Raw genomic sequence first — 11976 nt, 5'->3', positions numbered from 1 at the left:
TCCCACCTCCGTGAAGCTGCTCCTCGTCGTCGCCTGCGCTTTGATCGATGCCGACAACCGCGTGCTCGTCACGCGGCGCCCCGAGGGCAAGGCGCTCGCTGGCCTCTGGGAATTCCCCGGCGGCAAGCTCGAAGCCGGCGAGCGGCCGGAGCCGGCGCTGATCCGCGAGCTTCATGAAGAACTCGGTATCGCCGTGAAGGAGAACTGCCTCGCGCCGCTGACCTTCGCCAGCTACGCCTCTCCCGAATTTCACTTGCTGATGCCGCTCTATATCTGCCGGCGCTGGGAAGGCAGCGTCGCCTCCCGCGAGGGCCAGGCTTTGAAATGGGTCCGCCCCGGCAAGCTGCGCGATCTCGCCATGCCGCCGGCCGACGAGCCGCTGATTCCGCCGCTGATCGACTTGCTGGGCGCCTGACGACGCGCTGCCTCAGTGCACGGCCGGCAGGCCGAGCGCCTCCCAGCGGGCCTGCGGAATCGGATCGCCAACCTGGAAGGCGAACGCCGTCACCCGCTTGAGATCGGGGGAAATCGTGCACTCGAAACGCAGTCCGTACCAGCGACGCCTGCTGCGGAAAGCCGCCCCCTCCGCCCGCATGATATGGCCGGCATAGCGGGTGTCGGCCGTTGCATAGGCACTGACGCGGTCGGGCTCGTAGCTGCGTTGCCAGGCATGGATCTGGCCCATGGCCTCCAGCCCGCAGAGCTGCTCGGCGCGCTCATCTGGCGCCAGCCGCGGCAGCAGCGCCAACGTCTCCCGGCTGCGCGGATCGGCCAGAACCTGCTGCGACAGCAGGCGCCGCGGCCGGACCAGCCCGTCCGTTTCGGCCGAGGCCCGCGGCTCCGCGGGTGCCGGGGCTGACGGCAGGGGCAGTTGCGGAGCCGACTGCAGCACCGGAGCAGGCTCGGCCGGCGGCGCGGGTGGCGGTGGCGGCGGGCGCATCATCGCCTCGAACTGCTCGGGCGTCTGCAGCTCGACATCGACGCTCTGCTCGACGAAGGCCGGGGTCTGGTCGAATTGCTGGACAGTGACGAAAGCGAGCCAGGCCAGCAGTGCCACATGGACGAGCAATGCGGTTGGCAGGCCGGGATCGGGCATCGCCCGGCGCATGCGAATCGCGGCCGACATGGCTCAGGCCGCATCCTGCGGCGGCACGAAATCACCGGTCCGGAAATTCGCCGTCATCCGCTCGTTTCGCGCCTTCCGCCCCCGATGGGCGCAACAGCGCCGATCAAGCCGACATTTTTGTGATCTCGGGCAGCGGCTCGACCTCGGCTTCGCCCCGCCCGAGCTGGAAGCGCTCGAAGCGCTGCAGCTCCTCCTCGATCGCGGCCTTCAGCGCCGGCGCCTCATAACCGTCGAGCCAGCTCCATTGCTGCATCAGGAGCTTGCCGGCGGCGCGGTCGGTCTTGAGGTCGAGCACCGCGACGATACGGTCCCCCGCCAGTACCGGCAGGCCGAAATAGCCGTAGACCCGCTTCTCCTTCGGCAGATAGGCCTCGAAGATATGGGCGTAATCGAAGAAGAGCTTCGCCCGCTTGCGCTGGATCATCAGCGGATCGAAGGGCGAGAGGATGTGGATCAGCGTCTCTTCCGGCGCCTCCGACAGCTCCAGCGATGCCGGCGTCGCCCAATGCTGCGTCTTGCCGGCGCCCTCCACCGCGACCTCGACAAGTTCCTTGCGCTTGACGCGGGCCGCGATCAGCTCGGCCACCGCCTTCTTGCTGGGCGCGTCGAGATGGCAGGCGGAATCGAGGCTGACGAGCCCCTGCGCGCGCAGGGCACGGTCGAGCTTGTAGGCGGTGACCTGCCGCTCGCTCGCCGGTGTCGGCTTTTTCTCCCACTGGAAGTGCCGGTCGAACAGCTCATAGGTCTTGAGCATGCCGGAGCGCGCGGAGATCGCGAGCTCGCCGTCGTAGAAGGCGCGCTCCAGCAAGCCCTTGGACGGCTTCTTGCTGGCCCATAGATGCGCCTTCTCGATCAGCTCCTCCTCGATGTCCCGGATCGTCAGCGCACCGTCCTTGCGGATGCGGCGCAGGAGCTTGCGCGTCTCCTCGCGCGCACCGACTGCCGACCAACGCTTCGGCTCCGCGCGATGCGCCTTCATCTCCGGCAGCAAATAGCGGATGTCGCGGGTCGGCACGTAGGACAGGGCGTGCGTCCAGTATTCGAAGACGCTCTTCTCGATCGATTGCAGATGGGCGAGATCGGCCCGGCGATAACCGGGAATGCGGGCATAGAGAATGTGATGGTGGCAGCGCTCGATCACGTTGATCGTGTCGATCTGCACATAGCCGAGTTGCTCGACCGCCGCCCGCGCCGCGGCAGGCCCGGCCCCGAAGGGCTCGCGCGTATCGAGACGCTGGGCGTGCAGCCAGATGCGCCGGGCCTGTTGGATCGTCAGGGAAAGGGGCTTGCGGGGTCGTGGAGGCATGATCCGCAGGCTAGCCTCGTCCGCGCCGCGCCGTAAGGGGCGCAGCCCGCAGCCGCTGACAGCCCGTGGCGGGAGCGAGAGCCCCGGCCGCCAGAGCATTTTCGAGCGAGGCGGACACCGGTTCGCGTGAAGAAAATGCAGCAAAACAAAGAGATGGAGCACGTCCACGCTTCTGCGAAACGTGGAAGTGCTCCAGCGTCACGGCGCGACGATCAGCGCCCAGTAGACCTGATATTTCGAGCCCGGCGCATAGGCGGTCGCGATGCCCATGCGCTTGGCCCTGGCATCCTTCATGACGCGGTCGTGCTGGGGCGAGTCCCGCCAGCCGGAGAAGGCTTCGGCGAGGCGCCGGTAGCCGGCGGAGAGATTGGCCTCGGCCCCCGGCTGTCCTTCCCTGGCAAGCCGGGCCTTGACCGCATCGGCCTGCACCGGCTTGTCGGAGGCCGCCATCGCCGCCGCCTCGCGCTGCGCAGCCTCCACCAATGCCGGGTCGAGCGTCAGCGTGCCGAGCCCGGCATTGAGGCGATAGGCCGAGATCATCGCCCGCGCCTGCTCCGCATCGACCTGGGCCGAGGCGGAACCGAGGTCGCGATAGAACGCCGGCTGGCCCTGGCGCTGCGGCTCGGTGCAACCGGCGACACCGAGAAGGGCGAGCGCGCCGACCAGCGCGGCCGGGCAGGTCATCGCGCGCCGGCCGGCGGCGTGGCGCAAAAGGCTGGGCATCCGATCATTCCTTGCTGTCTTCTTTGGCGGATTCGAGCACAGGGAGCGGGGCGGGCTTCGCCGCTTCGGCGGCCTCCTCGGTCTCCTCAGCCTGGGCCAGCTTGCGGGAACGGCGAGCAACGGCAGACGCGGGCGGCTTCACCGCCGCCCGCTTCGCCTGCCCGCCCGCATCTCCCCGCCCGACTGCCGTAGCGATGCTGTCGAGGGAGTGCTCGACGCCTTCCAGCCCGCGCACGATCAATTCAGGCGTGGCGGCCGCGGGCTCCATATCGGCGAGGCGCTTGTGGATGGCAAAGTTCAGGTCGCTGGTCACGCGCCCGACGATTTCGACATCTCCCACCACGCAGACCAGCTCGAAATCCATCGTCGTGGTGCCGAGCTTCTTGAATTGCACCACCGGCGGCGGCTTCTGCATCACGTCGCCATGGTTCGCGGCGACCTCCGACAGCATAGCCCGCACCTGCCCCGCCTCCAGGGTGCGCGGGACGGAGAGCGCGATCAGCACGCGGCCCGTGCGGTCGTTGCGGACGCGGTTGCGCACCACGCCGGATATCAGGTTCGAGTTCGGGACGATCACCGTCGAGCGGTCGAAGGTCGCGATCTCGGTCGAGCGGACATTGATGCGTTTGACGATGCCTTCGATGTCGCCGACCAGCACCTGATCGCCGACGCGGATCGGCCGCTCCCACAGCAGGATCAGGCCCGAGACGAAGTTCGATACCACCGACTGCAGGCCGAAACCGATACCGACCGACAGTGCCGAAGCGACGAGTGTCAGACGCTCGAGGCTCAGGCCCACCGCCGAGACCGCGATCGCCACCGCGCCGATATAGCCGACATAGCCCGCCGCCGTGCTGATCGAATTGCGCAGCCCGGGATCGAGCGCCGTCGTCGGCAGGAACTGATTGTCGAGCCAGCGCTGCAGCGCCCGCGTCGCGGCGATGCCGAGCCCGAAGACGAAGGCGAAGACGACGATGGTCGAAAGCGAGATCGTGACGCCGCCGACCTGGAAGCCGAAGAAGGCGGCGCGCAGCGAAACCAGAAAATCGGTCGATTCCAGCCCCCAAGGCGCGAGCACCATGAGAACCGTAACGACGATCAGCAGGAGCTTCAGGACGCCGACACTGATAACCGCGACCTTGTCCAGCGTGGTGCTGCGCAGCCCCATGCCGGCCCTCAACGTCAGGGCGAAACGGCCCTTGCCCGTCAGGAGCCGTGGGAGGCCGAGATCGATGAACTGGAAGGCCAGCAGGAACAGGCAAGCGACGACGCCGATCCAGAGCGTCTGCTCGGCCAGGAAGGCGGCGAAGACGACATAGCCGCTAAGCGCCGAGGCGATGATCAGGAAGCCGATGATCCAGCCGAGAATCCGGACCGGGCCGAGGCTTGCCCCGTCCACCGGCACATAGGGGCCGAGGCAAGCCTCCTGCTCGACCTCGTCGTCATCGCGAATCTGGTAGAGCCCGGCGATCAGCGTCAGGGCGAAAAGAATGGCGAACAACGCCTTGACGATGATCGAGATTGCGAGGCCTGCGGCGATCGCCTGGAGCCAGGCCTCGAAGACCTTGCCCACCGACATCACGAGCGCGAGCGAAGAAGCGATCCAGACGACACTGCGGGCCGTCGGGTCGAGAACGCGGACCAGACGACGCTGCGGGCTGGACGGCGCGAACAGGGCATCGGCCAGCGCCTGGACGAAGGCGAAGAAGGCGAGGCCGACAACCACGGCCCAGATCACCGGCTGGATGCGCGGCGGCAACAGCCCCGTCGTGCTCAGCGCCTTGTAGATCAGCCAGCTGGCCAGCACCGGCGGCGCCGCGCCCGCGACGATATGGGCGAGCGCTATATAGAGGCAATTCAGATTGCCGGCGTCCTGCGTGTTGCTGTAGCGCGCCTTGAAACGCGGCAGATAGCGTGCCCGGGCGACGTAGAGCAGGACGGCGCCGAGCAAAGCCAGAGCGACCACACCACCGCGCGTCCCGGAGAAGGCGTCCGTCACCCCTTCCAGCCAGCCGCCGAAGATGTAACCGGACGCCCGCAGATCCTCGGGCGCCGTCGCGACCGCGTTGCTCCAGACCTCCGGATTGGCGACGGAGGGCCCAGCGGCGAATAGAGTCTTGGCGAAGATCTCGCGGCGCTTGTCGCCGATTGCGCTCTGGAGCTGCTCCGCCTGCAGCAACGACGCCTTGGCGATCTTCAGCGTCTCGTCGGCGTCGGCATAGGCCTTGGCGCGGGCCTCGCGGTCACGCGTGATCTCGGCGCTTTCGGGCGGCGCATTGGCATCGGGCTTCGGGCCGAGCTGATCGAGGCGAAGCTTGGCCTGCTCGACCCGCGGCGTCTGCTCGGCGATGATGACGCGCAGCTGATCGAGCGAAGGCTGCAGGCGGATCCGCTGACGCTGCAGCTCCGTATCGCTCGCCTCGGGAGAGGCCAGCGTCGTCTCAATTTGCGCCAGCTCGGTGCGGACCGCATCGAGCCGCGCCCGTGCGCTGTTCGGATCGGCAGGGGTCGCAGCCGTCTGGGCAAAGGACGGCGCCGCGGCCGCCATCACCAGCGCGAGGAGCAGCAGGCAGGCGGCCAGAAGCCGCTGCAGGCTGCGGAACGGTGCGTGTGCCATGCGCCCTGCCATGGTGGTGCAGCCCTGCTCCCCGGGATGATTCGGCTCGGGATCGACCCTCGGCACAGCCTTGCGCGCAAGGCAAGACGGAGAGCGGAATTCGGCGGCCGGCAAAGCGGATGCTCCTCGGATGGCAAGCGGACATGGCAAGCCAGATCGCGGCTGCGGCCCGCTCATCGCCGCAAAACACGACCTGAAGATGGCATGACCTATGCCGGGATCAGCGTTTGCCTGCTGCTTTACCGGTTTCCTTGGCACTCGTGCGATTGCGATAGCTCGCATTGCCGAGCCCGGTCCCGATCGTCAGCACCGCCCAGTTTTCGACGTCCTGCATCGCCGGCATCTCGCTCAGTCCCTGGATGACGGCATCGTTGTGCATCACGATTTCCGTCTCGTGATTGCCGATCTCCGGCACGAGTTCGCGGATGCTGTCGACGAGGTTGAAGCGGCTGCTTTCCCAGTTGCCGGGCAGGTTCTGCGCGCCGCGCTCGATCGCCCCGTCCGGCTGGATCAGGCCGGGACAGCCCACGCCGATGAAGGGCGCGACCCGCAGGCCCTCCTTCTCGGCATTCGCGATCTGGTCCCGCAGCATCTTGCCGAGACGCTTGATCGCCTCATCGCGGCTCGGCTGCTCATCGGCATGGCGCCAGAGCTCCGATTTCCAGACACGGGCCTTGCCCAGATCGGGCGCCTTCTGCTGCCGGAGCTCGACGATGCCGGCGCGGATGTTCGAGCCGCCGATATCGACAGCGACGAGGCTGTCGAAGGCCTCGAAGATCCATTTCGGCGCAAGATGCGCGCTTCCGACCAGACCCGCCTCGTCCGGATGATGGCTGACGGGCACGAGATCGAGATCGCGGCCATCGGTGCGCAGGATGATCGCGGCCCGCGCGATGGCGAGCTCGCCGACGCGGCTCTCGCGGAAGCCCCCGCCGACGACGATGCGCTCGACCGCGGCCCAGCTCTTCAGGCGCGCGAAGCGACGGATGACGAAGGCAAGCGATTGGGCGAAGCCCTCGACAGCGCTCAGCACCAGAGCGGCTTCGGCGGCCTCGCCCTCCTTGATCAGCGCATCCAGCTCCTTCTTGCTGATCTCGGCGGTCTTGCCCTTCAGCGGATCGTCGCCGTTGCGTTTCAGATGGCTGCGCAGCGCATCGAGATGCTCGACGAAAGCACCGCGGCTCGCCTTGTCGCCGACGAAGCCATCATCGTCCCGCACCTCCAGATTGTAGCTGGTGACGGTGACCGAGGGCAGCTCGGCAGCGCCATGCGGCCCGGTCCCGGCATTGCGTGGTTTTTCGGCATTCGCTGTGGCCATGAAGAATCTCCCCCGCGGTTTCGCGAAGGCAACCCCGCAACGGCGCGCGGGGTTCCGACGCCGGGGCGATGCGCCACATGCAGCCCGCACCCCGCGCAGACAGGCAGGCGCTGCAGTTGACCGCCGCCACAATCGCCGCTCCAACAGGCAAGAGCCGCGGCAGGCGGCCTTGGGGGCGGAACGTGTCTGATCTGATTTTGCGCATGGTCGTCATCGGGGCAGGCGCGACGGCGCTCACCGATCTCTGGGCGCAGCTCCTGCGACTTTTCGGGCTGCCCAAGCCGAACTGGGCGATGCCGGGGCGCTGGTTCGCCCATCTGCCGCGTGGCCGCATGTGGCATGCCGACATCGCCAAATCCGAACCGGTGGCAGGCGAGCTCGCCATTGGCTGGATCTGCCATTATCTCGTCGGCATCGCCTTCGCGGGCGTCGTCCTCGCGATCTGGGGCGCGGACTGGGCCCGCAACCCGACCTTCCTGCCGGCGCTGATCGTCGGCTGGGCCACGATCGGCTGTGGCTGGTTCATCCTGCAGCCCGGCATGGGCATGGGCATCGCCGCCTCGAAGAAGCCGAATGCCGGTCAGATCCGCCTGCTCAACTTCGTCAGCCACACACTGTTCGCCGTCGGGCTCTATGGCACGGCGCTGCTGATCCGCTGAGCTGCTCCGCCGTCATGCTCGGGCTTGACCCGAGCATCTCGTGACGCGAAGGCTCCGGCGTCTCTTCCGGCCAGAAGTCTCGGAACAAGCCCGAGAACGACGGCTTCAGTCGAGCAAACGGGTCTCGTAGCTATAGAGCTGGCGGAAGCCGAGGCTGCGGTAGAGATTGATCGCGACGGCGTTGCTCTGCTCCACCTGCAGATAGGCATCGCCACAGCCCATCGCCCCGGCCCAGCCCAGCAGCCCCCTGACGATCTTGCGGCCATAGCCATGGCCGCGATGATCGGGGTGAACGCAGATCAGGCCGATCTCGGCCATGCCACGCTCGGCCACGCTCATGCCGAAGGCGACGGCCTCGCCCTCGACCAGCCAGGTGGCGAAGGCGGCCGGCAGCCTGATTTTCTCGACGATCGCGGCGAGATTGCCGACATGGGTCTTGATGCCGCTCTGGAGAGCGGCGACGCCGGCAGTCCATTCCAGGCTCGGCCGCGCCTCGATCTGCAATTCGGGCTCTTCGGAAACGTCGAGGCCGGCGAGCGGCGCGATCAGGCCGAAGGACTTGTCTTTGACCCGATAGCCGCGCTCCAGCACTGCGGCGCGGGTCGCCTCGGTGACGAGCGGCGTCAGCCGGATGCTCGGCGCCAACCCATCGGCGCGATAGAGTTCCGCGATCAGATCGAGCGTCGCATCGTCGAGCTCGGCGCCATAGACCAGCGGCGTCGCCGAATTGGCCCGGCCGGAATAGCCATTGGCGAAACGCAGCGCCCAGTCTCCGACGATGAGCGTCGACAGGGCCGGCCACGCATTGATGATCCGCCGCTCGCAGCCGAGCACGAGCGCGCTGTCTTCGGTCTTCGTCAGCATCTCATCCCCCCGCCGGCTTGCGCGGCGTCGGCCGCCAGCCCGGCGGCGCCATCTCGAAACCCGAGAACTCGAAACCCGGCGCGACCGTGCAGCCAACCAGCGTCCAGGCGCCGAGCGAGGTCGCACTCTGCCACCAACCGGCGGGCACCACGAATTGCGGCCGCTGGCCGGCGGCAAGCTCAGTGCCGAGATAATGAGCCGAGGCGTCGTGGCCATTCGGCGAGACCGTGATGACCAGCGGCGCGCCGGCATAGTGATGCCAGATCTCGGCGGCATCGACGCGGTGCCATTCCGAGGTCTCGCCAGTGTCGAGCAGGTAATAGATCGCGGTCGAGAAGCCCCTGCCCTCCGGCCCGGCCGGATCGCGGAAGGTCTCGCGGTAATGGCCACCCTCGGGATGGGGCTTCAGTTCGAGGAGCCGGATGACCTCCGCCGCCGTCAGCCCGTCCAGCCGCATCGGCATGGTCAGAACCGGTTCTTGGCTTCGCGCAGGGCTGCGAAGACCTTGTCGGCCGAAACGCCCGCCAGCCCGACGGCAGCGGCGAGCGCGCCCTCGCCGGCCCGGAAGAACGGGTTGGTCGCCTGCTCGTCCGCCACCGTGGTCAGCGCCCAGAAGCGGCCCTCGGCCTTGGCCTTCTCGGCCTCGGCGAAGCGCGCCTTGAGCGCCTCGTTCGCCGGATCGACCGACCGGGCGAAACGGGCATTGGCCAGAGTGTAGTCATGGCCGCCGAGCAGGCGCGTATCGCCCGGCAGCGCCATCAGCCGCGACAGCGAGATCCACATCCGCTCCATCTGGCCGGGTTGGACCCGCCCGCAGCCCATGACGAAGACGACGTCGCCGACAAGCGCGAGCTTCGCGCCGCGCCCGACATAGCTGAGATGGCCGTCGGAATGGCCGGGCGTATGCCAGATCTCGAAACGCTCCCCGCCGAGCGCGACGACATCGCCCTCGCCGACCACCGTGTCGAGCGGCGCACTGGCGCGGGCGTCGGCCGGGCCGATAACCTTGGCGCCGGTTGCCTGCTTCACCTCCGCGACGCCCTGCGTGTGATCGTGATGCGCGTGGGTGATGAAGATGTCGCTGATCGTCCAGCCCTTCTGCCGGGCGGCGGCCAGCATCTCGCCGGCATCGGGCACGTCGATGGCTGCGCAGACGCCGGTGCCGGGATCGTGGAGCAGCGCGCCGGCATTGTCGCTGAGCGTGCGGAAGATGTGAAGGTCGAGCGGCATGGCTTCCTCCGGCAGAGTCGGCCCGACGGGCCGACGAATGATCGTCTTCTTGAATGGGCCATGCCCGGCGCCCGATCAACCCGCAGCAACGCAGCCGGCACCTGCCGCTGCTGCCACGCGGCCCTTGCGTTCGGCCGCCGCGCGTTCCATCTCAAGCGCCATGCCTCTCGACGTCGTCGATCTGCGCGCCTTCTATGCCAGCCCGCTCGGCCATGTGGCCCGGCGCTTCATCGGCCGGACGATGCTGCGCTTCTGGCCGGACTGCTCGCGTCAGCGGCTCCTCGGCCTCGGCTTCTCGACGCCCTATCTCTCCGTGCTCGGCATGCAGGCCGAGCGGACCATCGCCTTCATGCCGGCGGCGCAGGGCGTGGTGAACTGGCCGACGCCCGGCCTCTCCGCCTCTGCCCTGGTCGAACCGACGCTCTTGCCGCTGCCGACCGCCTCGATCGACCGGGTCGTCCTCGTCCATGCGCTCGAGGAGACGGAAAGCCCGGACGACCTGCTCGACGAGGTCTCGCGCGTGCTCAATCCCGGCGGGCGGATGATCCTGGTCGTGCCCAACCGGCGCGGGCTCTGGGCCCGGATGGACGGCACGCCCTTCGGCCAGGGCCGCCCCTTCAGCCGCCGCCAGCTCTCCGCCCTGATGCGCGCCGCCGAATTCTCGCCGGAGCATTGGACGGAGGCGCTTTATGTCCCGCCGCTGCAGCGGCGGCTCCTGATGCGTTCCGCCCCGGTCTGGGAACAGATCGGCGCCGGCCTCTCGCTGCCCTTTGCGGGCGTGCATGTCATCGACGCGACCAAGCAGTTTTACCGGCGCGCGCCCCTGCGCGCGACGCGGCGCAGCTTCGCGTTGCGGCCGGTCCTGCTGCCGCAACCGGCTCCCACGCCGCGCGCAGCGGCCCCGCCGACGGAAAGCCGAACGGGTTGACATTTTCCCCGGGTCGCGGCCAAGGTCCGCCGCCTTTCGCGCCGGTTGTGCCGTAAACCGCTGTTCCGCCCGATTTTCGCGCGGATTCTGAACTGGATCACGATGCGTAGCTATCTGGATTTCGAGAAACCGGTCGCCGAACTGGAGGCGAAGGCGGATGAATTGCGGGCACTCGAGGCACGCGGCGACGGCATTTCCCTGTCGGAAGAGATCGGCAAGCTCGACGCCAAGGCCAACCAGGCTCTGAAGGACATCTATGCGGCGCTGACGCCCTGGCAGAAGACGCTGGTGGCGCGCCATCCGCAGCGCCCGCACTTCAAGGATTACTGCGCCGGGCTGATCGAGGAATTCACGCCTCTCGCCGGCGACCGCGCCTTCGGCGAGGACGAGGCCATCGTCGGCGGCTTCGGCCGCTTTCGCGGCGAGCCGGTCTGCATCATCGGCCAGGAAAAGGGCGATTCGACCGAGACCCGCATCCGGCACAATTTCGGCATGCCCAAGCCCGAAGGCTACCGCAAGGCGGTGCGCCTCGCCGAAACGGCCGACCGCTTCGGCCTGCCGGTGCTGAGCTTCGTCGACACCGCCGGCGCCTATCCCGGCATCGAGGCCGAGGAGCGCGGCCAAGCCGAGGCCATCGCCCGTTCGACAGAGACCTGGCTCGGGCTGCGCAGCCCCAGCGTCGCGCTCGTCATCGGCGAGGGCGGCTCGGGCGGCGCCATCGCCATCGCCGCCGCCAGCCGCGTGCTCATGTTGGAGCATGCGATCTACTCGGTGATCTCGCCGGAAGGCGCGGCCTCGATCCTCTGGCGCGACACCGGCCGCGCGCAGGACGCGGCGACCGGCATGAAGATCACGGCGCAGGACCTGCTGAAGTTCGGGATCATCGACCGGATCGTGCAGGAGCCGACCGGCGGCGCCCATCGCGACGCGCACGCGGCTATCAGCCGCGCGGGCGATGCGATCGCAGCTGCGCTCGGCGATCTCGCCGGCCTCGGCGGCGACGATATTGTTGCAAAACGCGCCGAAAAATTCCTCGCGATCGGGCGCAATCTCTGAGCAATCTTTGCGCGCGATATCTCGCACCGGCGAAAGCAGGATTCTTTACCGGCCGTTGACCATGTGGCCAGACGGGGCAAGCCTATGGTAAGGAACCCTCAAGGCTAACGCTTCTACAACGAGTCGACGGGCACAATTTGGCCCTCTTG

12 protein-coding genes are annotated in these 11976 nt (G+C 68.0%); 4 read left to right on the top strand and 8 right to left on the bottom strand.

Going from position 1 to position 11976, the window contains the following annotated elements:
• The first annotated feature begins 10 nt into the window (after positions 1–10).
• Positions 11–415, top strand: a complete 405-nt coding sequence (locus AB4Z16_RS12310; protein WP_441511635.1) for a (deoxy)nucleoside triphosphate pyrophosphohydrolase — start codon at positions 11–13, stop codon at positions 413–415.
• Positions 416–427: 12 nt separating this feature from the next.
• On the opposite strand, the gene AB4Z16_RS12305 is transcribed toward AB4Z16_RS12310, so the two are convergent.
• The 5 genes from AB4Z16_RS12305 to AB4Z16_RS12285 all read right to left on the bottom strand — a co-directional run bounded on the left by AB4Z16_RS12305 (position 428) and on the right by AB4Z16_RS12285 (position 7090).
• Positions 428–1126 (bottom strand): DUF930 domain-containing protein, encoded by a 699-nt coding sequence (locus tag AB4Z16_RS12305; RefSeq protein WP_441511634.1) that lies wholly within the window; start codon positions 1124–1126, stop codon positions 428–430.
• Between the two features lie 103 nt (positions 1127–1229).
• Positions 1230–2432, bottom strand: coding sequence for a winged helix-turn-helix domain-containing protein (locus AB4Z16_RS12300; RefSeq protein ID WP_441511633.1), 1203 nt, complete (start codon positions 2430–2432; stop codon positions 1230–1232).
• 198 nt (positions 2433–2630) lie between these two features.
• Positions 2631–3155, bottom strand: coding sequence for a CAP domain-containing protein (locus tag AB4Z16_RS12295; protein WP_441511632.1), 525 nt, complete (start codon positions 3153–3155; stop codon positions 2631–2633).
• Positions 3156–3159: 4 nt separating this feature from the next.
• Positions 3160–5772 (bottom strand): DUF3772 domain-containing protein, encoded by a 2613-nt coding sequence (locus AB4Z16_RS12290; protein ID WP_441511631.1) that lies wholly within the window; start codon positions 5770–5772, stop codon positions 3160–3162.
• 220 nt (positions 5773–5992) lie between these two features.
• On the bottom strand, positions 5993–7090 hold the full coding sequence (locus tag AB4Z16_RS12285; RefSeq protein ID WP_441511630.1) for an ROK family protein: 1098 nt from the start codon (positions 7088–7090) through the stop codon (positions 5993–5995).
• 182 nt (positions 7091–7272) lie between these two features.
• Here AB4Z16_RS12285 and AB4Z16_RS12280 point away from each other — a divergent pair, with 182 nt between their 5' ends.
• Positions 7273–7749, top strand: a complete 477-nt coding sequence (locus AB4Z16_RS12280; RefSeq protein ID WP_441511629.1) for a DUF2938 domain-containing protein — start codon at positions 7273–7275, stop codon at positions 7747–7749.
• A 105-nt stretch (positions 7750–7854) separates the two neighbouring features.
• Here the strand turns inward: AB4Z16_RS12280 and AB4Z16_RS12275 are convergent, their stop codons facing one another.
• Genes AB4Z16_RS12275 through gloB form a run of 3 tightly spaced genes read right to left on the bottom strand, consistent with a single transcriptional unit; the run spans position 7855 to position 9843 of the window.
• Positions 7855–8613, bottom strand: coding sequence for a GNAT family N-acetyltransferase (locus tag AB4Z16_RS12275; RefSeq protein ID WP_441511628.1), 759 nt, complete (start codon positions 8611–8613; stop codon positions 7855–7857).
• Between the two features lies 1 nt (position 8614).
• Complete coding sequence (locus AB4Z16_RS12270; RefSeq protein ID WP_441511863.1) at positions 8615–9070, bottom strand: cupin domain-containing protein; 456 nt, start codon at positions 9068–9070, stop codon at positions 8615–8617.
• A gap of 8 nt (positions 9071–9078) precedes the next feature.
• Entirely contained in the window at positions 9079–9843 is a 765-nt protein-coding gene (gene gloB, locus AB4Z16_RS12265; RefSeq protein WP_441511627.1) for a hydroxyacylglutathione hydrolase, read from the bottom strand.
• A 160-nt stretch (positions 9844–10003) separates the two neighbouring features.
• Here gloB and AB4Z16_RS12260 point away from each other — a divergent pair, with 160 nt between their 5' ends.
• Both AB4Z16_RS12260 and AB4Z16_RS12255 read left to right on the top strand, forming a co-directional pair.
• On the top strand, positions 10004–10771 hold the full coding sequence (locus AB4Z16_RS12260) for a class I SAM-dependent methyltransferase (protein ID WP_441511626.1): 768 nt from the start codon (positions 10004–10006) through the stop codon (positions 10769–10771).
• A gap of 102 nt (positions 10772–10873) precedes the next feature.
• Positions 10874–11827 (top strand): acetyl-CoA carboxylase carboxyltransferase subunit alpha, encoded by a 954-nt coding sequence (locus AB4Z16_RS12255; protein WP_441511625.1) that lies wholly within the window; start codon positions 10874–10876, stop codon positions 11825–11827.
• Positions 11828–11976 lie beyond the last annotated feature (149 nt).

It is taken from the genome of Allobosea sp. TAF32, assembly GCF_052113585.1.
Lineage (GTDB): Bacteria > Pseudomonadota > Alphaproteobacteria > Rhizobiales > Beijerinckiaceae > Allobosea.
The sequence above is the reverse complement of the archived record's forward strand: the minus strand, read 5'-3'. Positions and strand labels throughout refer to the sequence as shown.